This window comes from Rhizobium sp. 1399, assembly GCF_031455475.1.
Lineage (GTDB): Bacteria > Pseudomonadota > Alphaproteobacteria > Rhizobiales > Rhizobiaceae > Rhizobium.
Window position 1 is genome coordinate 94409 of sequence record NZ_JAVDSU010000017.1, and the last position, 21952, is coordinate 116360.

19 protein-coding genes are annotated in these 21952 nt (G+C 60.9%); 14 read left to right on the forward strand and 5 right to left on the reverse strand.

Going from position 1 to position 21952, the window contains the following annotated elements:
* Positions 1–2 precede the first annotated feature (2 nt).
* Complete coding sequence (locus J2X71_RS33745) at positions 3–932, reverse strand: SDR family oxidoreductase (protein WP_310389340.1); 930 nt, start codon at positions 930–932, stop codon at positions 3–5.
* Positions 933–1046: 114 nt separating this feature from the next.
* Entirely contained in the window at positions 1047–2357 is a 1311-nt protein-coding gene (locus J2X71_RS33750) for an MFS transporter (RefSeq protein ID WP_310389342.1), read from the reverse strand.
* A gap of 279 nt (positions 2358–2636) precedes the next feature.
* Between J2X71_RS33750 and aqpZ the strand changes: the two genes are divergently transcribed.
* The 10 genes from aqpZ (at position 2637) to ligA (ending at position 15404) form a co-directional block, all read left to right on the forward strand.
* On the forward strand, positions 2637–3323 hold the full coding sequence (aqpZ, locus tag J2X71_RS33755) for an aquaporin Z (RefSeq protein ID WP_310389344.1): 687 nt from the start codon (positions 2637–2639) through the stop codon (positions 3321–3323).
* 276 nt (positions 3324–3599) lie between these two features.
* Positions 3600–4526, forward strand: coding sequence for a D-alanine--D-alanine ligase (locus J2X71_RS33760; protein WP_310389346.1), 927 nt, complete (start codon positions 3600–3602; stop codon positions 4524–4526).
* Positions 4514–5446: a cell division protein FtsQ/DivIB gene (locus J2X71_RS33765; RefSeq protein ID WP_310389347.1), complete on the forward strand. Its 933-nt coding sequence runs from the start codon at positions 4514–4516 to the stop codon at positions 5444–5446. Before J2X71_RS33760 ends, J2X71_RS33765 begins: the two co-directional genes overlap by 13 nt.
* Complete coding sequence (gene ftsA / locus J2X71_RS33770) at positions 5443–6774, forward strand: cell division protein FtsA (RefSeq protein ID WP_113324938.1); 1332 nt, start codon at positions 5443–5445, stop codon at positions 6772–6774. Before J2X71_RS33765 ends, ftsA begins: the two co-directional genes overlap by 4 nt.
* Before the next feature lie 56 nt (positions 6775–6830).
* Complete coding sequence (gene ftsZ, locus J2X71_RS33775) at positions 6831–8543, forward strand: cell division protein FtsZ (RefSeq protein WP_310389350.1); 1713 nt, start codon at positions 6831–6833, stop codon at positions 8541–8543.
* A gap of 260 nt (positions 8544–8803) precedes the next feature.
* The gene (gene lpxC, locus J2X71_RS33780; RefSeq protein ID WP_310389352.1) at positions 8804–9760 is read left to right on the forward strand and encodes a UDP-3-O-acyl-N-acetylglucosamine deacetylase; all 957 of its coding nucleotides are present in this window, start codon (positions 8804–8806) and stop codon (positions 9758–9760) included.
* Positions 9761–10034: 274 nt separating this feature from the next.
* Positions 10035–10904 (forward strand): outer membrane protein assembly factor BamD, encoded by an 870-nt coding sequence (locus tag J2X71_RS33785; RefSeq protein WP_310389354.1) that lies wholly within the window; start codon positions 10035–10037, stop codon positions 10902–10904.
* A 5-nt stretch (positions 10905–10909) separates the two neighbouring features.
* Positions 10910–12583 (forward strand): DNA repair protein RecN, encoded by a 1674-nt coding sequence (gene recN / locus J2X71_RS33790; protein ID WP_310389356.1) that lies wholly within the window; start codon positions 10910–10912, stop codon positions 12581–12583.
* Between the two features lie 71 nt (positions 12584–12654).
* Positions 12655–13173, forward strand: a complete 519-nt coding sequence (locus tag J2X71_RS33795; RefSeq protein WP_310389358.1) for a DUF6886 family protein — start codon at positions 12655–12657, stop codon at positions 13171–13173.
* Positions 13174–13247: 74 nt separating this feature from the next.
* On the forward strand, positions 13248–15404 hold the full coding sequence (gene ligA / locus J2X71_RS33800) for an NAD-dependent DNA ligase LigA (RefSeq protein WP_310389359.1): 2157 nt from the start codon (positions 13248–13250) through the stop codon (positions 15402–15404).
* Between the two features lie 33 nt (positions 15405–15437).
* Here ligA and J2X71_RS33805 read toward each other — a convergent pair whose 3' ends face one another.
* Positions 15438–15968, reverse strand: coding sequence for a GNAT family N-acetyltransferase (locus J2X71_RS33805; RefSeq protein WP_310389445.1), 531 nt, complete (start codon positions 15966–15968; stop codon positions 15438–15440).
* Between the two features lie 272 nt (positions 15969–16240).
* Between J2X71_RS33805 and J2X71_RS33810 the strand changes: the two genes are divergently transcribed.
* A complete protein-coding gene (locus J2X71_RS33810; protein WP_310389361.1) occupies positions 16241–16831 on the forward strand; it encodes a 3'-5' exonuclease in 591 nt (196 codons plus the stop codon).
* Between the two features lie 66 nt (positions 16832–16897).
* Entirely contained in the window at positions 16898–17389 is a 492-nt protein-coding gene (locus tag J2X71_RS33815; protein ID WP_310389362.1) for a CreA family protein, read from the forward strand.
* A 48-nt stretch (positions 17390–17437) separates the two neighbouring features.
* On the opposite strand, the gene J2X71_RS33820 is transcribed toward J2X71_RS33815, so the two are convergent.
* Positions 17438–17908, reverse strand: a complete 471-nt coding sequence (locus J2X71_RS33820) for a chemotaxis protein CheW (protein ID WP_037099584.1) — start codon at positions 17906–17908, stop codon at positions 17438–17440.
* Positions 17909–17910: 2 nt separating this feature from the next.
* Complete coding sequence (locus J2X71_RS33825; RefSeq protein ID WP_310389364.1) at positions 17911–19875, reverse strand: methyl-accepting chemotaxis protein; 1965 nt, start codon at positions 19873–19875, stop codon at positions 17911–17913.
* Positions 19876–20251: 376 nt separating this feature from the next.
* Between J2X71_RS33825 and J2X71_RS33830 the strand changes: the two genes are divergently transcribed.
* Together J2X71_RS33830 and J2X71_RS33835 are read left to right on the forward strand one after the other, a co-directional pair.
* Positions 20252–20854 (forward strand): SCO family protein, encoded by a 603-nt coding sequence (locus J2X71_RS33830; RefSeq protein WP_310389367.1) that lies wholly within the window; start codon positions 20252–20254, stop codon positions 20852–20854.
* Positions 20855–20913: 59 nt separating this feature from the next.
* On the forward strand, positions 20914–21792 hold the full coding sequence (locus J2X71_RS33835; RefSeq protein ID WP_310389369.1) for a 50S ribosomal protein L11 methyltransferase: 879 nt from the start codon (positions 20914–20916) through the stop codon (positions 21790–21792).
* The last annotated feature ends 160 nt before the right edge of the window (positions 21793–21952 follow it).

Genomic DNA, 21952 nt, shown 5'->3' on the forward strand with positions numbered 1-21952 from the left:
CGCTATTTTACCGCAAGCCTTAAACCTTCGCGCGATGTGACGACGGGCGACCAGCCCAGTACGTCGCGCGCGTGGGATATATCGACCTGCAGCGAGCCGCAGAGGCGCTGATAGACGGCTTCCTTTCCCGTGACCCTGGCTGCCATGTGCATCAGGGACGGCGGGAAGGGAAGGAGCATCGGTTTGACGCCGAGGCCTGCGGCGATACCCTCGATCAATCCCGGCGTCGACAGGTCCTCACCATCTCCTGCGAGGAATATTTCGCCAGATGCCGCCGGATGCTGCATGCAGGTGATGATCATGTCGACGAGGTTCTGTACCGCGACCAGCGTGCGGCGGTTTTTCAGTGACGCGAAGGGCAGGGGCAGCTTCTTGCGGACAAGGCCGACGAGCAGGGCGAAGTTGCCGCGCGCGCCGGGGCCATAAACCAGCGGCGGTCGGACGATGACGACGTCCATGCCGGTGCGGGCGGCGATCTCCCGAAGGCCGATTTCGCTTTCCATTTTCGAAATGCCGTAGGGATCGATCGGCTTCGGCTGATCGTCGTGCCGGAACGGCCGATCGTTTTCTTCGCCGTTGACCTTGATGGTGCTGATGAAGACGAAACGCTTCACGCCGGCGCGCGCCGCCTGTTCGGCAAGGTTGAGCGTCGAGGCTGTGTTGACCCGGCGGAAATCCGCCAGCGGATCGGCCGAGCGATCGTTCATGATGTGAACGCGGGCGGCGAGATGGACGATGACATCGACGCCTTCGAGTGCTGTCGTCCAATCAGTCTTCTCGGTGATCTCGATTGGGAAATGCCTGATATCCGGCGGGAGGGCTGATGTCGGGGATCGTGTCGTGACCGCTACGTCGCAAATCTGCTCCCTGTACAGCCGTTCGACAAGAGGAGCGCCGACGAAGCCGGCTGCACCGGTGACGAGGCATCGCATGATCTTCTCCCTGTTCCGACCGTAGAGGTCTTCGCTAGCCGGAACTGCCGATCGCATCAATAAAAAAAGCCGCGACGGTGAGCGTCGCGGCTTCTTGTTCAGGAAGTATGAGGTTCAGACTTCTTCGCGGCCCGACAGCCGGATGCAGATCAGCGAAATCGCAGCCGAGGCGGCGAGGTAATAGCCGACATAGTTGAGGCTGTAGTTGGTTGCGAGCCAGGTGGCGATATAGGGGGCGAGCGAAGCCCCGAAGATGCCGCCGAGGTTGAAGGTCATCGAGGCGCCGGTGTAGCGCACCATGGTCGGGAAGGGGGCTGCCAGGGCAGCGCCGATCGGACCGTAGGTGAAGCCCATCAGGCCGAGGCCGATGATCGAGCAAAGGAAGGCGCCGGTCAGGCCCGCCGTCAGCAGGCTCGCATAGAAGAAGCCGAAGATCGCAATCGCGATCGTCGTCAGGGTCAGGATCAGGCGACGCGAGTAACGGTCCGACAGCCAGCCGGAGAGCGGGATCGTCAGGCCGAAGAAGACGACGCCGACGAGCTGGACGACCAGGAACTGCTCACGCGAATAGCCAAGCCCCCCCTTTTCCAGAGGTGTGGTGCCCCAGGACAGCGTGAAGACCGTCATCAGGTAGAAGAGCACGAAGGTGGCAACGGCGATGAAGGTGCCGAGAATCAGGCTGCGCAGATGACCGCGGAAGACGGTCGCGACCGGAACGGCGACGCGCTCGTGCTTTTCGACGGCCTTCTGGAATTCCGGCGTTTCGGCGATCTTCAGGCGGACATAGAGACCGACGGCGACGAGCGCGAGGCTGGCGATGAAGGGAATGCGCCAGCCATAGGCGAGGAAGTCCTCGTTGCTCATGGTTTCCGCGAGAATCAGGAAGAAGCCGGAGGAAAGGATGAAGCCGATCGGCGCGCCGAGCTGCGGGAACATGGCGTACCAGCTGCGCTTGCCGGGAGGTGCGTTTTCGGTGGCGAGCAGCACAGCGCCGCCCCATTCGCCGCCGAGGCCGAGACCCTGGCCGAAGCGGCACAGCGCAAGCAGCAGCGGCGCGGCGATGCCGATCGAGTCGTAGCCGGGCAGAATGCCGATCACCACGGTCGACAAGCCCATGGTCATCAGGGCTGCCACCAGCGTCGCCTTGCGGCCGACCTTGTCGCCGAAATGGCCGAAGACCACGGCGCCGAAGGGGCGGGCGAAGAAGGCGATCGAGAAGGTCACGAGAGACTGCAGCAGCGCAGAGGTCGGATCGCTCGAGGGGAAGAAGAGGTGCGGGAAGACGAGGACGGCTGCCGTCGCATAGACGTAGAAGTCGAAGAATTCGATCGTGGTGCCGATGAGGCTGGCGATCAGGACGCGTGCGGGGGAATTGACTTGCGTGCTGCTCGAAGGGCTCGGCGATACGGAGATCGCTTCTGTCATGTTCATTCCAATCAGTATTTTTTATCGATTTGCTTGGGAGGTGTCGCTCTTAACGCAATTTTAAGGCTGAGAAAATGCCCGGACACGCAAGAATCTGACGCAGGCGACATTGTGCGATGGTGTGACTGGGCCACACCGATGTGGGTATCCGTCTCCCCTAGTCTCAGCGGTTTCTCAACCTTGCGCCAGGCTTGTCGGGAGGTAGCCCCGAACTTGACCGGAATCAAATTGCAATTGATTGATAAAGTGCTCTCTGGTTGAGAGAATGAAGGGGCACACATGCAGAAAAATCTTGCTGCCGAGTTTCTCGGCACGTTCTGGCTGGTCTTCGGCGGATGCGGCAGTGCCGTGCTCGCGGCCGCCTATCCCGAACTTGGAATCGGTTTTGCCGGCGTGGCGCTGGCGTTTGGTTTGACCGTTGTCACTATGGCCTATGCCGTGGGCGGTATTTCCGGCGGTCATTTCAATCCCGCCGTTTCTCTTGGTCTTGTTGTTGCGGGACGGTTTCCTGCGGCGCGTCTCATTCCCTATATCGTCGCACAGGTGATCGGCGCCATTGTTGCTGCTGCAGCGCTCTATCTCATCGCCAGCGGCAAGGCGGGTTTCGAGCTCGGCGGGTTTGCCGCCAACGGATATGGCGAACATTCTCCCGGTGGTTATTCGCTGCTTTCGGCGCTGCTGATCGAAATTCTGCTGACCATGTTTTTCCTGATCATCATCCTCGGATCGACAAGCAGCAGGGTGCCCGCCGGCTTTGCACCGCTTGCGATCGGCCTGGGACTGACGCTGATTCACCTCGTCGCGATCCCCGTAACGAACACCTCCGTCAATCCGGCGCGTTCGACGGGGCAGGCGCTTTTCGTCGGCGGCTGGGCGCTGCAGCAACTCTGGCTGTTCTGGATCGCGCCGCTTGCCGGAGGTGCGATTGGCGGCCTCGTCTGGAGGTTCTTCGGCGATAAGGACTGACTGCAGAACATCTGTGCATGCCATTGAACCCGCGTGGTTTTTCCGCGCGGGTTTTTCGTTCTTCATCGTGCTTGCGGCTTATTCGCTGTGATATTCGAGCGATCATAGTCGCAGAAAAATGAAGTATGCGGCAAGGCGGAGTTAACGAAAGTAAACGATTCGTTAACCATAATGATGCTCTAATGCACCCAAGTCAGACAAAGGACACGAACCGCGCAGACCAGCTCCGCGCAAGCCTCGGTTCGGCAAAGTGGAAGTTATTTTTTGGGGGTGTTGATGAGTCGCGAGCACGTAGCTGTCCTGATGGGCGGATTTTCTTCGGAGAGGCCTGTCAGCCTTTCTTCGGGGAAGGCGTGTGGCGATGCTCTCGAAAGTGAAGGCTTCAAGGTGACGCGCATCGATGTCGAGCGCGACATTTCCGAAAAGCTCTCCGCCCTGAGGCCCGATGTTGTCTTCAATGCCTTGCATGGGCCTTTCGGCGAGGATGGCACCATCCAGGGCATTCTCGAATATCTGCAGATCCCCTATACGCATTCGGGCGTGCTTGCTTCTGCGCTTGCCATGGATAAGGCCCGGGCGAAGCGTGTGGCTGCCGCCGCCGGTGTTCCGGTTGCCGAATCGCAGGTGCTGAATCGCTTCTCGTTTCCGTCGGAGCATCCGATGAAGACGCCCTATGTGGTCAAGCCGGTGCGCGAAGGCTCCAGCTTCGGCGTCGTCATCGTCGGTGAGGATCAGGCGCACCCGCCGCAGGTCATCGGCTCGGCCGAGTGGCGTTATGGCGAGGAAGTCATTGTCGAGCGCTACATCCATGGTCGTGAGCTGACCTGCGGTGTGATGGGCGATCAACCCATGGATGTCATCGAGGTGGTACCGCAGGGCCACAATTTCTATGATTACGACTCCAAGTATGCGTCGGGTGGCTCAAAACATGTCTTGCCGGCTAAAATTTCACCGAAAATTTACCAAAAAATACAAACATTGGCATTAAGGGCGCATCAAGCAATCGGTTGCCGCGGCGTCAGTCGGTCCGACTTTCGTTACGACGATCGTTTTTCCGAAGACGGCGAGATCATCTGGCTGGAGGTTAATACCCAGCCAGGCATGACTCCAACCTCCCTTGTGCCCGAAATGGCCGGCCATGCCGGATATTCCTTTGGTGCATTTCTCCGGTGGATGGTGGAGGACGCGTCTTGTTTGCGTTGACGGTCAAAAGGATAGGGCGCCCCAGCCGTTATGCCGAGCTTCCCGTTATGGAAGCCGACGAACGCCGCGTGCTGCCGCGTCCGCTGCGCCGCGTCGTACGCTTCCTCGTAAGCCTCGGTAGCGGCCGCATCCATATCCCGGCCCACACGGGCACGGTTTCCGCGCTTGGCTTCCTGGCTGCGACCGGCCTCTATGGCATGTCGCTTGGCGGTCATACGGAAGCCGTCGCGCAGGCGACGACCAGCGCTGTCGGCTTTGCCATCGAGGACGTGAAGGTTTCCGGAAACAATCAGACCTCCGAAATCGAGATTCTGCAGCTTCTCGGCCTCGATGGCGCGACATCACTCGTCGCCCTTGATGTCGATGCTGCGCGCCAGAAGATCGCGCGCCTTCCCTGGGTCGAAAATGTCGAAGTCCGCAAGGTCTATCCGAAGACGATCGAGGTGAAGCTCTCTGAGCGCGCCGCCTATGCCATCTGGCAGCACGGCCAGGAGCTTTCGCTGATCGAGAAGAGCGGCAGCGTGATCGCGCCGCTTCGCGATAACAAGTTTTCGGCTCTGCCGCTGGTCGTCGGCCGTGACGCCGAAACGGCTGCGGCCTCCATCGAGGATGCCTTCGCCAAGTGGCCTGATGTGAAGGCTCGCGTGAAGGCTTACGTCTGGGTTTCCGGCCGCCGCTGGGACCTGCACATGGACAATGGCGTCGTCGTCAAGCTGCCGGAAGATGATCTCGACCAGGCGCTGGCGACGCTTTCGAAATTTGACAAGGAACAGCAGCTTCTGGAGCGCGATATCGCTGCAGTCGATCTCAGGCTGCCGGATCGCACGACGATCCAGCTAACGCCCGAGGCGGCAGCACGCCGTCAGGCGGCGGTTACGGCGCGCACCAAGGATTTGAAGAAGGCGGGGCAGAATATATGAGCTTGTTCGGTTCATCCCATTTCGGATTGCCGCGCCTGAAGCCGCTTTCGTCGAAGCGGTCGCATATCGTTTCGGTGCTGGATATCGGCTCGACCAAGGTCGTCTGCATGATCGGTCGGCTGACGCCGCGCGAGGAAAGCCAGATCCTGCCGGGCCGCACGCACAATATCGAGATCATCGGCATCGGCCATCAGCGTTCGCGCGGGATCAAGACCGGCGTCATCGCCGATCTCGACGCGCTGGAAAGCGTCATCCGTCTCGCCGTGGATGCGGCAGAGCGTATGGCGGGCCTGACCGTGGAAAGCCTGATCGTCAACCTGACGGCTGGCCGTCTCGGCAGCGATATTTACACCGCGACCATCGATCTCGGCGGCCAGGAAGTCGAGCTGAACGACCTCAAGAAGGTGCTCTCGGCCGCCTGCCAGCAGTCGCTGCGCCAGGATCGCGCCGTGCTGCATTCGCTGGCAACCGGCTTCTCTCTCGATGGCGAACGCGGCATCCGCGATCCGCTGGCAATGTATGGCGATGCACTCGGCGTCGATATGCATGTGGTGACGGCGGAGCGCTCGGCGCTCAAAAATCTCGAGCTCAGCGTCAACAGAGCGCATCTTTCGGTGGAAGGAATCGTTGCAACACCGTATGCATCCGGTCTTGCCGCACTCGTCGACGATGAAGTCGAACTTGGCTGTGCGGCCATCGACATGGGCGGCGGCACGACGACGATTTCGGTCTTTGCCGAAGGCAAGCTTGTCCATACCGATGCTGTCGGCCTCGGCGGTCATCATGTGACGACCGACCTCGCACGCGGCCTTTCCACACGGATCGAGGATGCTGAACGTTTGAAGGTGGTTCACGCTTCGGCGCTGACCAATTCTTCCGACGAGCGCGAGCTGATCTCCATTCCGCCGATCGGCGAGGATGATCGTGATCAGCCGAGCCAGGTGCCGCGGGCTCTGGTGTCGCGCATCGTTTCAGCGCGCATCGAAGAGACGATGGAACTCATCCGCGACCGGATCCAGCGTTCGGGCTTCAGCCCGATCGTCGGAAAGCGTGTCGTGCTGACGGGTGGCGCCAGTCAGCTGACCGGCCTTGCCGAAGTGGCGCGCCGCATCCTGGCCCGCAACGTTCGTATCGGCCGTCCGATGGGTGTCTCGGGTCTTCCGACGGCGGCCAAGGGCCCGGCCTTTTCGACGGCCGTCGGTTTGATGATCTATCCGCAGGTCGCGGACATGGAAACACATGCGTCACAGAGCAGTCTGCTTCTGTCGCTTGGGGGTAATAACAGCCGCATCGCCCGTATGGGCCAGTGGCTGAAGGAAAGCTTTTGAAATTGAGTGAATTGGCCGGCGTGGCGATGCGGCCAGAGAGAGAAGGAACTGGTACCATGACTATCAAGCTGCAAAAGCCTGACATCACCGAACTGAAGCCGCGCATCACCGTGTTCGGCGTCGGCGGCGGCGGCGGCAATGCCGTCAATAACATGATTTCCGCAGGCCTCCAGGGCGTCGACTTCGTCGTTGCCAACACGGATGCCCAGGCACTGACGATGACGAAGGCCGAACGGATCATCCAGCTCGGCGCCAGCGTCACGGAAGGTCTCGGCGCCGGCTCGCAGCCGGAAGTCGGCCGTGCAGCCGCCGAAGAGTGCATTGACGAGATCGTCGATCACCTGAACGGCACGCATATGTGCTTCGTCACCGCCGGCATGGGCGGCGGCACCGGTACGGGCGCTGCTCCTGTCGTCGCACAGGCGGCCCGCAACAAGGGCATCCTGACGGTCGGCGTCGTCACCAAGCCGTTCCACTTCGAAGGCGGACGCCGCATGCGTCTGGCCGAATCCGGTATTCAGGAACTGCAGAAGTCTGTCGATACGCTTATCGTCATTCCGAACCAGAACCTCTTCCGGATCGCCAACGACAAGACGACCTTCGCCGACGCCTTTGCCATGGCCGATCAGGTTCTCTACTCGGGCGTTGCCTGCATCACCGACCTGATGGTGAAGGAAGGTCTCATCAACCTCGACTTCGCCGACGTCCGCTCGGTCATGCGCGAAATGGGCCGCGCAATGATGGGTACCGGCGAAGCTTCCGGTTCGGGCCGCGCCATGCAGGCCGCCGAAGCGGCGATTGCCAACCCGCTGCTCGACGAAACCTCGATGAAGGGCGCACAGGGCCTGCTGATCTCCATCACCGGCGGTCGTGATCTCACGCTGTTCGAAGTCGACGAAGCTGCAACGCGCATCCGCGAAGAAGTCGATCCGGACGCCAACATCATCCTCGGCGCAACATTCGACGAATCGCTCGAAGGCATCATCCGCGTCTCGGTCGTCGCCACCGGCATCGACCGCGCGATGAACCAGGCTGCCGACCGTTCGTTCCAGCCGATCGCAAAGCCGGCTATCCGTCCCTCCGCGGCCGTTGCTCCGGCACCGGCCGCAGTTCAGCCTGCTCCGGTAATGCAGGCACCGAAGGCCGACCAGATTGCGCAGACCATCCGTATGGCTGAAGCCGAGATGGAACGTGAGCTGGAAATCCCGGCTCCGCGTGCCGCTGCTCCGATCCAGCAGCAGCCGGTGATGCAGGAGACCTTCCGTCCGCAGAGCAAGATTTTTGCTTCTGTGCCTGAAGCAGCCCCGGTCATGCGCCAGGCTCCGGTACAGTCGGCTCCCGTCATGCAGCAGCCAGCTCCGCAGCCGATCATGCAGCAGCAGCCTGTCCGTCATGAGCCGGTGATCCGCCAGGCTCCTGAGCAGGTCCGCATGCCGAAGGTCGAGGACTTCCCGCCGGTGGTCCAGGCTGAGATCGACCATCGCTCGCAGCCTGCTGCTTCGCACGTCCAGGAAGAGCGCGGCCCGATGGGTCTACTCAAGCGAATCACCAATTCGCTCGGCCGCCGCGAAGAGGAAGTCGCTCCGGAAATGACCTCCGCGCCGGCTGCATCCTCGCAGCAGCGCCGTCCGCTATCGCCGGAAGCAAGCCTCTACGCACCGCGTCGCGGCAATCTCGACGACCAGGGCCGTGCCGCGCCGCAGGCCCGCATGATGCAGGAAGACGACCAGCTGGAAATCCCGGCCTTCCTGCGCCGCCAGTCGAACTGAGAAGAGCACTTCTCCACAGAAAACGCCCGGGACTGTAATCCCGGGCGTTTGCATTTCTACCTGATTGAATTCTAAATGCTTTTCGCTCTGCGGATTTCGTAACAAATCGAAACGAACAGTGATTTGGATTGCAGCGCGCGTCCACGTAAGTATGAGGCAAGCGAACTGCCCTTAGAGTCCGCTTCGAGCGGTTCGGGCAGTATAGAAGAAAGATCCGGCCGGTTGGCAACAACGGGTACGGAAGAATAAAGGCAGATTTTATGGGACTTGGCTTGCTGGGCTTTCAGACGACGGTATCGCGTCCGGTGACACTTTCGGGCATCGGCGTTCATTCTGGTGCCGACGTTTCAATCACCTTCAATCCGGCCGAAGCCGGCACCGGCGTGATTTTCCAGCGCATCCATGACAATGGCGACGTCACCGAACTGAAGGCTGTTTCCTCGCAGGTCGGCAATACCGATCTCTGCACCGTTCTCGGCTTCTCGCCGGCCCATTCCGTCGCGACGATCGAACACGTGATGGCAGCCGTTTACGCTCTCGGCCTCGACAATGTCGTGATCGAAGTCAGCGGTGCCGAAATGCCGATCATGGATGGCAGCTCGGTTCCCTTCGTCGAAGCCATCGAACAGGTCGGCCTCGTTTCCCTCGGCGTCAAGCGTCGCTACATCCGCATCACCAAGCCTGTTCGTATCGAGCATGGCGGTTCCTGGAGCGAGTTCCGCCCCTATGACGGCACGCGCTTCGAAGTCGAGATTGATTTCGAATGCCCGCTGATCGGCCGCCAGAAGTGGGAAGGCGATCTGACCGCCGCCGTCTTCAAGGCCGAGCTGTCGCGTGCGCGCACCTTCGGCTTCATGCGTGATGTCGAGCGTCTCTGGGCTTCGGGCCATGCTCTCGGCTCCTCGCTTGAAAACTCGGTCGTCATCTCCGACGACAATGCCGTCATCAATGTCGAAGGCCTGCGCTATGCCAAGGACGAGTTCGTGCGTCACAAGACGCTCGATGCCGTCGGCGATCTGGCGCTTGCCGGCGCACAGTTCATCGGCTGCTACCGTTCCTATCGCGGCGGCCACAAGATGAACGCCAACGCTCTCAAGGCACTGCTCAGCGATGCCTCGGCCTATGAAGTGGTCGAGACTTCGACGCCGCGCCAGCGCGTTGCCGTTCGCGAATTCATTGCAGTCAGCGCTCCGGAATTCGCCCCCTGGTCGGCATGACCTCCAGTATACCAATTAAGGCCAGGGCCGCCTCCTAACGGGGGCGGTTTTTTTATGGGCAAGGGGCGCACAAGCGCGTCGATAGATGTTTTGCGGCATATATTTAGCCGCTGCCGCTTCGAATGCCGGTGAAAAGCCCGACATTCTCGGCGGTGCTGCCACAAAAATGCGTTAATGCGTGATCATTGCGTTGCTCTTGACAGGTATTTGTGGCTAGAAACGCCAGCTAGGCGTGGCTGCTGTGGAGTGGACGGCAGCGGTGGGATTCTTTCGAATGGCTTATGCAAGGTCTGACATGATGATGAAGACAGCGCGCGCTTTGCTCGCATCCGTGATGGTGCTGAGCGCAGGTGCCTTGATTTCCGGCTGCCAGTCGGACCCTGATATCGACATCACCAAGCTCGGCCTCGAAACCGATCCGCCAGATGTGCTTTACACCCAGGGCCTCGCCAACATGAAGGCAGGCAACATGGCCGAGGCGGGGCGCAAGTTCGACGCGATCGATGCGCAGAACCCCTTCTCGGAATGGGCGCGCAAGGCGCTCGTCATGAGCACCTTCGTCAAATACCGCCAGGGCCGCTTCGACGACGCGCTTGCATCGGGCAACCGTTACATGGCGCAATATCCGAAGTCCAAGGATGCCGCTTACGTGCAGTATCTCGTGGGCCTGACCTATTCCAAGCAGATCGTCGACGTGACGCAGGACCAGCGCGCCTCGCAGAAGACGATCGAGGCGATGCAGGCCGTCGTCGACAACTATCCTGACTCCGAATATGTGGATGACGCGCAGGCCAAGATGCGCTTTGCGCGCGACCAGCTGGCCGGTAAGGAAATGCAGGTCGGCCGCTATTACATGGAGCGCAAGGAATATCTTGCCGCGATCTCGCGCTTCCGCATCGTCGTCGAGAAATACCCGAACACGAATCAGGTGGAGGAGGCGCTCGCCCGTCTCGTCGAAGCCTATTATGCGTTGGGCGTCGTCGAGGAGGCGCAGACTGCCGCTGCCGTTCTCGGTCACAATTATCCCGACAGCCAGTGGTATGCTGATTCTTACAAGCTGCTGCAGTCGGGCGGCGCGGAACCGCGTGAAAACAAGGGTTCGTGGATCGCTGCAGCGGGCAAGAAACTCCTTCTCGGTTCCTGAGGCCAATGCTGATCCAGCTTTCGATCCGCGATATCGTTCTGATCGAGCGGCTGGATCTTGCCTTCGAGACCGGCCTCTCCGTGCTGACGGGTGAGACGGGCGCCGGCAAATCCATCCTGCTCGACAGTCTGTCGCTGGCCCTTGGCGGGCGCGGCGATGGCGGTCTCGTGCGCCATGGCGAGGACAAGGGCCAGGTGACCGCCGTCTTCGATGTCGGCTTGGATCATAGTGCCCGCAAGCTCTTGCGCGAAAACGGCATCGATGACGAAGGCGACTTGATCTTTCGCCGCCAGCAATCCTCCGACGGGCGCACCAAGGCCTATGTCAACGACCAGCCTGTCAGCGTTCAGCTGATGCGTCAGGCCGGCCAGATGCTGGTCGAGATCCACGGCCAGCACGACGACCGCGCGCTTGTCGATACCAATGCCCACAGAACGCTGCTCGACGCCTTTGCTGGTATCAGCGAGGACGTGCAGGGCGTGGCCGCGCTTTACCGCCAGTGGCGCGATAGCGAGCGCACGCTGAAGAAGCACCGCGAGAAGGTCGAGGTAGCTGCCCGTGAGGCGGATTATCTGCGCTCCTCCGTCGAAGAGCTCGAAAAGCTCTCGCCACGCGATGGCGAAGAGGATGAGCTTGCCGACCGTCGCCAGAAGATGATGAAGGCGGAGCGCATCGCCGGCGATATCGCCGAGGCCTCCGAGTTCCTCAACGGCAATGCCTCTCCCGTGCCGCATATCGCCTCGCTGGTGCGCCGTCTCGAGCGCAAGAGCCATGAGGCGCCCGGCCTGCTGGAAGACACCGTAGCGCTGCTTGACGCGGCGCTGGACCAGCTTTCGAATGCGCAGATGGAAGTCGAGGCGGCACTGCGCAAGACGGAATATGATCCGAAGGAACTGGAGCGGGTCGAAGAGCGGCTGTTTGCGCTCCGCGCTGCCTCCCGCAAATATTCCGTTCCCGTCACCGAGCTTCCGGCGCTCGCCGTGCGTATGATCAACGATCTTGCCGATCTCGATGCCGGCGAGGAGCGTCTCTCCAAGCTCGAGGCGGAAGTTGGGGTCGCAAAGGCGAATTACGATGCGGCCGCCCGCTCGCTTTCGGAGAAGCGTCACCATGCCGGCGATGCACTGGCGCAGGCCGTCATGGCTGAGCTGCCGGCGCTGAAGCTCGAGCGCGCCCGCTTTATGGTGGAGATTACCACCGATGCGGAAGAGGCGACGGCCGAGGGCATCGATGTCGTGGAATTCCACGTCCAGACCAATCCGGGCACGCGTCCCGGCTCGATCATGAAGGTCGCCTCGGGCGGCGAACTCTCGCGCTTTCTGCTGGCGCTCAAGGTGGCGCTTGCCGATCGCGGCTCGGCGCCGACGCTCGTCTTTGACGAAATCGACACAGGCGTCGGCGGGGCAGTGGCGGATGCGATCGGCCAGCGGCTGAAGCGGCTTTCCGAGCGCGTGCAAGTTCTCTCCGTCACCCATGCGCCGCAGGTGGCAGCCCGTGCCGCCACACATCTCCTGATCTCCAAGGGACCGTCCGGCGAAGGCTCCGACAAGATCGCCACGCGCGTTGCCACCATGGCCCAGAAGGACCGCACGGAAGAGATTGCCCGCATGCTTGCCGGCGCGTCCGTGACGGAAGAGGCGAGGGCGGCTGCGGCACGGTTGCTGGCGGGTAACGGCTAGCATAAGCCGCCAGTGACAAATCTCGGCGGCCAGGCTATGGGACGTCACCCACCGGTGAGGTTCAGCCATTCATGCGGCTTTTCCATTTCAGTGATGATCCCACTATTGCGGTCTTTGAGCCGCGCCCCGTGCGCGCTCCCTCGGAGCGTCTGGCGGGAATGGAATGGCTGAACGGCCCGCTCGTCTGGGCGATCGATGACATCCACGACTTCATGTATCTCTTCCCGCGCGATTGCCCGCGTATTCTGATCTGGGCGACGCCCGAGACATCAGACGAAGATCGCCGCTTGCTCGGCGACTGGCGGGGTGCCGCCTATATCGAGCGTGGCTGGCTGGCGCGGCTGCAGGCCGAAAGCATCCACCGCTACGAGATGCCGGCCGATGGTTTCGAGGACCTGCAGGACGCGGGAATGTGGGTGTCGCGCAGGACGGTTCTGCCGCTCGCACTCACCGCAATGTCCGGCCTCGATCGCGAATTTGCGCCGCGCGGCATCGAGCTGCGGGTCGTTGACAGCCTCGTGCCGCTGAAGGCCCTGCGGGACAGTACGCTACACGTCAGCGCCATCAGACTGCGCAACGCGCGGCCATAATTCAAAACATTGGTGCTATTTCAATCGCGGAATTTTGCTCTAAAACCATTGCAGATTCTCTGGAGTGAAGCTGCATGTCGACCGAATCCGTCGCTGTTGAGGACCTGACCCTTGAAGACGCTGCCATCGAACTGGAACGGCTGGCCAAGGAGGTTGCGCGTAACGATGCGCTCTATCATGGCAAGGACCAGCCGGAGATTTCCGATGCGGATTATGACGCGCTAAAGCGCCGCAACGATGCGATCGAGGCACGCTTCCCCGAGCTCATCCGCGAAGACAGCCCGTCGCGCCGGGTCGGTGCAGCCCCTTCCGTCACTTTTGCGCCGGTCGTTCATTCCCGGCCGATGCTGTCGCTCGACAATACTTTCTCGCAGGAGGACGTGCGCGATTTCGTTGCCAGCGTCTATCGCTTCCTCGGCCGCCTGCCTGACAATTCCATCGCCTTTACCGCCGAACCGAAGATCGACGGGCTTTCCATGTCCATCCGTTACGAGAACGGCAAGCTTATAACGGCTGCCACGCGCGGCGACGGCACGACGGGCGAAAACGTCACGGCCAATATCCGCACTATCAAGGAAATCCCGAACGAGCTGCCGAAGGGCGTTCCATCCGTCGTGGAAGTGCGCGGCGAGGTTTATATGGCCAAGAGCGATTTCATGGCGCTCAACGCCCAGATGGAGGCCGAAGGTAAGCAGACCTATGTCAATCCGCGCAACACGGCGGCAGGATCGCTGCGTCAGCTCGATGCGAAGGTGACGGCGAGCCGCAAGTTGAAGTTCTTTGCCTATGCATGGGGCGAGATGTCGGACATGCCTGCCAATACGCAGATGGGCATGGTCGAAAAGTTCAGGGAGTGGGGCTTCCCGGTCAATCCGCTGATGAAGCGGCTGAACTTGGTTGACGATATCCTTGCCCATTACAGCGAGATCGGCCTCGAGCGGCCGGACCTCGATTACGATATCGATGGCGTCGTCTACAAGGTCGATAGCCTCGAGCTGCAGCAGCGTCTCGGCTTCCGCTCGCGCAGCCCGCGCTGGGCGACGGCGCACAAGTTTCCGGCTGAGCAGGCTTTCACCATCGTCGAGAATATCGACATCCAGGTCGGTCGCACCGGCGCGCTGACGCCGGTGGCGCGGCTGACGCCGATCACCGTCGGCGGCGTCGTTGTCACCAATGCGACCCTGCACAACGAGGATTATATCAAGGGTATTGGCAATAGCGGCGAGCGCATCCGTGAGGAGGATCACGATATACGCATCGGCGACACCGTCATCGTGCAGCGTGCCGGTGACGTGATCCCGCAGGTGCTCGATGTCGTCATGGAAAAGCGTCCTGCTGAGGCACAGCCCTACCAGTTTCCGAAAGTGTGCCCGGTCTGCGGTTCGCATGCGGTGCGTGAGCGGCATGAGAAGACCGGCAAGCTCGATTCCGTCACCCGCTGCACCGGCGGCTTCATATGTCGCGCGCAGGCGACGGAGGAATTGAAGCACTTCGTCTCGCGCAATGCCTTCGACATTGAGGGGCTCGGTTCCAAGCAGATCGACTTCTTCTTCGAGAGCGAGGATCCGGCGCTGCAGATCCGCACGGCGCCCGATATTTTCACGCTGGAGAAGCGTCAGCAACAGTCGATCACCAAGCTTGAGAATATCGACGGTTTCGGCAAGGTCAGCGTCGGCAAGCTTTATGCTGCAATCAATGAGCGGCGCAGCATCGCCCTTCACCGCTTCATCTACGCGCTCGGTATCCGCCACGTGGGCGAGACGACGGCGAAGCTCCTGTCGCGCTCCTATAATACCTACGAGGCCTTTGCGGCGGCAATGAAGGAGGCGGCAACGCTTTCGGGTGATGCCTGGAACGACCTCAACGCCATCGAGGGCATTGGTGAGGTCGTGGCGCGTGCCATCGTGGAATTCTACAAGGAGCCGCGCAATATCGAGGTGATCGGTCGCCTGCTCGACGAGGTGACGCCGCAGGAGGCCGAACAGCCGGTGACAGCGGGCAGCCCGGTCGCCGGCAAGACCGTAGTCTTTACCGGTTCGCTGGAGAAGTTTACCCGCGAAGAGGCGAAGGCGAGGGCAGAAGGCCTTGGGGCAAAGGTTGCAGGCTCCGTCTCCAAGAAGACCGATATCGTCGTTGCCGGCCCCGGCGCCGGCTCCAAGCTCGACAAGGCCCGCGAACTCGGTGTCCAGACCATGGACGAGGACGAGTGGCTGGCGTTGATCGGGGGGTAACGAAGGGCCGGCGACAACGCCGGCCTCTTTGTTTCAGGCCCTCAACCGCGCCATTGTATAGGCATCGACATATTGCCCGTCGCGATAGCCGAATGATCGGAGAAGCCCTTCCTTTTCGAAGCCGAATTTTTCGTAGAGGCGGATGGCTGCCGCGTTGTCGGTATAGACAGTCAGTTCCATTCGCTTGATATCCTGCCAATTGTCGGCGGTGTCGACAAACGCAGCCATCAGGGCGGTTCCGATGCCGCGACCGGTGAAATCGTCATGGACACCCATGCCGAGGCTCGCGGCGTGCTGGCGCCGTCCTTCGAAGCGGTTCATGCCGCCATTGGCGACGATCCGGCCGTCGAGTTCGACAACGAGGTTGAGGGCGTTGGGTGAGGGGGATTCCATACGCTTGCGCACCGCATCGATGCTTTGAAAAGGCGGGCGCAGCGTGCCGGCGCGATAGCCCGGCAGGTTCATCAGTTCGGTAACGGCTTCGACATCGCTCATGCGCAAAGCGCGAACATTGAGGCCTTTCAACGAAGGCTTTTCGGGTGGGGTATCCTGATTGGCTGACATCATGCTCTCCTTGGGTTTCTAAAAGAGGAGAGCGGAGTTTCGGAAAACCCTGCTCGCCTCGGCAGGGTTTTCGGGGATGATCGGCTGCTAGTGGCGCACCATCTCTCCCGCGTACCCTGCATGGGTCGTGGTGATAAGATGAAGGGTGTGGGCCACTGAGTTGATCATGGACGGAAGTTTCGCCATTTGCGTGCAGATGTCAACAGGTGAGAATTTGCCTTCGGATACGGCTAAGATTATTCCGGAAGAGCAGACGATTCGGATATTTGCCCGTGAAGACTATCGCCATCGATTTCGAGACAGCCAACGAACAGCGCGGCAGCGCCTGCTCCGTCGGCCTTGCTTGGATCGAGGACGGGCAGGTGACGCGGGTCGAGGAGCGGCTGATCCGGCCACGCGACATGCGCTTCTCCGGCATGAATATCGCGATCCACGGCATTCGCCCCGAGCATGTGGAGGATGCGCCTGAATTCCCCGAGGTCATGGACGAGTTCCTTGAGGATTTCCGGGGCGCGACGATGATCGCTCACAATGCCGCCTTTGATTTCAGCGTCTGGCGGGCGAGCCTCGATCTTTACCGGCAGTCCTATCCGGAGCTCAGCTATCTCTGCAGCCTGAAGATGGCGCAGCGCATCTGGCCGCATTTCCTGTCGCACCGGCTGAACCTGATTGCCGAACATCTCGGCCTGCGTTTCGTCCACCACAATGCGGCTGAGGATGCTGCCGTCTGCGCGGCAGCGGCAATCGAGATGGCGAAGGCTGTCAAGGCTGCGACGGTTGCCGCCATTCCGGCGCTGATCGGCATGACACCAGGTAAGCTGATGGCCGCCGGCTACGCGCCCTGCACCTGCCGCAAGGGCTGAGCCTCGCTTTCTTGCAAAGGGTTTGGCCATTCTTATCTTAGCTTCCGGATCAACACGGGAGTTGCCATGTCCGCTTTCCGCAATCTTTTCCTCTCTGCAGCATTCCTCGCCGTTTCCGCAGGCGCGACATCTGCGGAAGTCGTCGGCAAGGTCGGAGTCGACTGGATCGGCAACGACATCATTATCGAGGCGGTCTCCGACCCTGAAGTGAAGGGCGTGACCTGCCATGTCACCTATTTCGACCGCAGCCTCATCGACCGCTTCAAGAACGGCAACTGGTTCGAAGACCCCTCGAACAATTCCATCGCCTGCCGCCAGACGGGGCCGATCGAGATTGGCAATATCGATCTTTCCAAGGATGGCAGCGAGGTGTTCCGCCAGGGCATGTCGTTGATCTGGAAGACGCTGGCGGTCAACCGTATCTACGACAAGGCCAACAATACGCTGATCTATCTCGCCCATTCGCGGGAGCTTACGGATGGCTCGGCGAAGATGTCGATCTCGACCATTCCGCTCTACGGGCAGGATGTGGTGTGGAAGAACGGGAAACCGCAATGAAAAAGGCCCGGACAAGCCGGGCCTTTGAATTCCGAATATGAAGAGCGATCAGGCGGCTTCGCGGGACAGTTCGTCGGCGATGACGGTGTCGAGGTTGAGGAAGCAGACCATGGTCTTTTCGAGCGCGACGATACCGCGGCAGAAGGCGCGCTGGGCTTCCGGGATGATTTCCGGCGGCGGCTGAAGGTCTTCGCTCTTGATGGTCATCATGTCGGAGACCTGTTCGACCAGCAGGCCGACGAGTTTGCCGGCGATGTCGGTGACGATGATGGCGGAACGCTCCGACGGCTCCGTCATCTTCATGCCGAGGCGGCAGGCCATGTCGATGACCGGGATCACGGCACCGCGCAGGTTGATGAGGCCAAGGACGTAGGGCGGGGTGTGCGGCATGGGGGTGACCGGCGCCCAGCCACGGATTTCGCGGATCGCCATGATATCGATGCAGAACTCCTGGTCGCCCAGGTGGAACGAGACGATTTCGAGGTAGGCGCCCGACTGCTTGATGGCATTGTTGTTCATGGTCAGAATTCTTCCCAGTTGTCTCCGGCCGGAGAGGCGAGTGTCCTGGCGGCGCCGCCGCCTGTGAATGCGCCCGCGACCTTGCCCATGAGGCGCCGTGCGGGTGAAGGTTTCGGATGCGAGGCTGCGGGGGCTTCTCGCGGCGTTTGACGGGCGCTCATGCCCTCGCCGATATTGAACTGCCGTACCAGCTGCGTCAGGTTTTCCGCATCGGTTGCGAGAGTGTGGCTGGCGGCGTTCGTTTCTTCCACCATGGCCGCATTCTTCTGCGTCACCTGATCCATCTGGCTGATGGCTGTATTGATCTCGTTCAGTCCGACTGATTGTTCGCGCGCAGAGGTTACGATTGATTTAACATGGCCGTCGATACGCAGAACATCTTCGCCGATCTGGCGCAAAGCCTCGCCGGCAGCCGTCACTAATTCGCCGCCGATCTTAACTTCGGCGCCGGATTTTCCGATCAAGGTCTTGATATCCTTGGCTGCTCCTGCTGCGCGGCCGGCAAGTTCGCGAACTTCCTGTGCAACGACCGCAAAGCCCTTGCCGGCTTCGCCGGCACGCGCGGCCTCGACGCCGGCGTTGAGTGCCAGCAGATTCGTCTGGAAGGCAATCTCGTCAATGACGTTGATGATCGTGCCGATCTCGCGGGAGGCGCCTTCGATTCGCTCCATCGCGGCCATCGCATCGCCGACGATGGCGTCGGATTTCTCGGTATTCTGGCGAGTATGAGCGACCATGTTGCCGACTTCCTCGGCGCGGCTGGTGGCGTTACGGACGGTAGCGGTGATCTCGTCCAGCGCCGCTGAGGTCTCTTCCAGCGAGGCGGCCTGTTGCTCTGTGCGCTTGGCAAGGTCGTCGGCGGCGGCGCGCATCTGGTGGCTGTTGGCCTGGATGGACGTGCTGTTCAGGGCAATATCGCCCATCGCCTGACGCAGGCGCAGGGCCGTCTGGTTGAAATCCTGACGCAGCCTTTCCAGCTCGTCGCGGAAGGGCTGGTCGATGCTCGCTGTCAGGTCGCCGTTGGCAAGGCGGGTGAGGCCCTGAGCGAGCGCCGTGACGGTGGTGTTCAGCGCTTCCGTATCGGCAAGCTTGGCAGATTCGCGCTCGCGGCGTTCGGCATCGCTGCGCTGGCGGTCGGTCTCGGTGCGGGCTTCCAGATCGATCTTTTCGATGGCTGCAAGGCGGAAGCTTTCGGCGGCACGGGCCATTTCGCCGATCTCGTCGCCGCGTTCCTTGCCGGCGACGTTGCTTGCCAGGTCGCCGTTCAAGATGCGCAGCATGCTTTCGCGCACGGTGACGATGCCGCGGCGGATTGAGCCACCATGGATATATTGCAGCGCAGCCATTGTGAGGATGGCGATGACGCCAAGCGCGATCTGGATGACAAGCGAGCTGCGGGAGGTCTCGTTGGCGCTTTCGATGCGCTTGCGGGCAACGACGGTGCCGTCACTGGCGAACTTGTCGAGGGTGGCGGCGAGCTTTTCGCCTTCAGAGTCGATGCGATCGTCGATCTTGTCGAATTCGGCATCGGACGCGCCTTGTTCGACGAGCGCCTTGAGATCCACCTGAATGGCCTGGCGAAGCGCGCCGACATCGGAATCGTAGCTCTTCAGCAGGTCGCCGGCCTTCAGCTCCTCTGCGATCATGCCTATTTCCTTCGAGCCGCTGGAGAGGGTTGCCAGCGAATCGGCAACGATCTTCAGGCGGTCGGGCTGGATGATCTTCTCTTCCCGGTCGACGATCGAGTCCATGGCGGCGAGAACCAGCGTCAGATTGGCGACGCGCATGTCGTTGATGATGTCGATGCTCTGTTGGATCTCGTCAGCGCGGCGCAGGCCGGTATCGACCTGCGTGTTCTCGTACCAGCCGATGCCGAGCATCGAGCCGAAGCCGATGAGAGCAGCCCCGCCGAGCGTCCAGAGCCGCTGGCCGACCGAAAGGTTTCTGCGAACCGTCGAATTTGTCATAAAGCCACCCTCCGCCCCAGGCGGTTTTTAGTTCCCTCGATTTTATGCTGATCCGGTTCATGCTCCGGCCGACATCATGTCGGAACAGCGCCGAAGCACTGTGTGCATTACTAAATATAGATATCCGCAATTAAGCCTTTCCTAACGATGTATTTCTTCGGGTTGCTTCGAGGCCTCCGCGGCAAGCCGTTAGAAAGGTGCGATAATTCGTCTTTGTACGACTTTTTCGCAGGACGTTTGCCCGCATCTGGCATTCATCAAGGTGGGGCAATTAATCACGGGTGAGAAAACGCATTCTTGAATTGCGCGCTTGCGATCGCGACTATAATCACACGGGCGAGACGGATGGGGGCATCCGCGCATCGAGGAAAGTACCATGAAGAATTTCCGTATCGCCGTCTGGATCGCAGTGCTGCTGCTTGCCGGTGTGCTCGGCTGGTTCACGCTGGACCAGAGCCGGACGAAGGAAGTGGTGGCTGAGGGCCCATTCGGCGTGCCGTTCACGCTGGTATCGCAGAGTGGCCAGCCGATCACGGAGCAGGCCCTGCGCGGCAAGCCCACGGCCTTGTTCTTCGGCTTTACGCATTGCCCCGAGGTCTGCCCGACGACGCTCTTCGAACTCAACGGCTGGATGGAGAAGGTCGATCCCCAGGGCAACAAACTGCAGGCCTATTTCGTGACCGTCGATCCCGAGCGCGATACGCCCGAGATCATGAACGAGTACGTCTCCAACGTTTCCAAGCGCATCACGGGCATTTCCGGCCCGCCGGACAAGATCGCCGACGTCATCAAGGGCTTCCGCGTCTATGCCAAGAAGGTGCCTGTGGACGAGAACAATCCTGATGGAGAGTACACGATGGACCACACGGCCTCTGTCTTCCTGCTCGATTCCGAAGGGCGTTTTTCGGGAACGATCTCCTATGGCGAAAACCCCGATACGGCGATAAAGAAGCTTGAGAATCTCGTCGCCAAGGGATGACCGGCAGCTGAAAGCATCGCGACCGGTAGCGGGCGACGCAACCGGAAAGATTGCCTATCGTGAGTGAAATCCGCCTTTACGTGTCGACGACTGAAAAGCAGGCCGAGGAAATCCTCGACCTTCTGAGCGAGGTCTTCGGCGAAGAAGATTTTGCCATCGGCACGACCGAGATCGACGAGAAGAAAGATATCTGGGAAGCCTCCGTCTACATGATGGCGGAGGACGAGGCCGATGTACGCTCCCGCGTCGAAGAGGCGTTGGCGCAGGCATTTCCCGATGCGGCGCTGTCGCGTGAGGTCATTCCTGACGTGGACTGGGTGACGAAATCGCTTGAAGGGCTGAAGCCCGTCCGGGCAGGGCGCTTCCTCGTGCATGGCTCGCATGACCGCGACAAGGTGCGCATGGGGGACATTGCCATCGAGATCGATGCCGGCCAGGCTTTCGGTACTGGCCATCACGGCACGACGGCGGGCTGCCTGGAGGTGATCGACCGGGTGGTTCGGGCACGCAAGGTGCGCAATGCGCTGGATCTCGGCACGGGTAGCGGCGTGCTGGCGATTGCGGTACGCAAGCTGCGCAACATTCCCGTGCTTGCAACCGATATCGATCCGATCGCCGTTCGCGTCGCGGCTGAAAATGTCCGTCGCAACGGCATTGCCAGCGGCATCAGAACGGTGACTGCACCGGGCTTCCATTCGACCGCCTTTTCCGAGCATGGACCTTTCGACCTCATCATCGCCAATATTCTGGCGCGGCCGCTGATCAGAATGGCGCCGCAGCTCGTCACCAATCTGGCGCCGGGTGGTTCGGTGATTCTATCAGGCATTCTTGCCAGCCAGCGCTGGAAGGTGATTGCCGCCTATAATGGCGCGAAGCTTCGCCATGTGCGCACGATCTGGCGCAATGGCTGGGTGACGATCCATCTCGATCGTCCGTAATCTCAGGGAATTCCGAACAAGAAAAAGGCGGTGCCAGAGGCACCGCCTTGGACCGGCATTTAAATCCGGTCTTGCCCGCGAGCTCGAAGGAGGAGGATGCTCGAGCGGGCACTACTGCATTCCGATAGGCCTGTCCGGTGGAGGGAGGAGGATCGGAAGG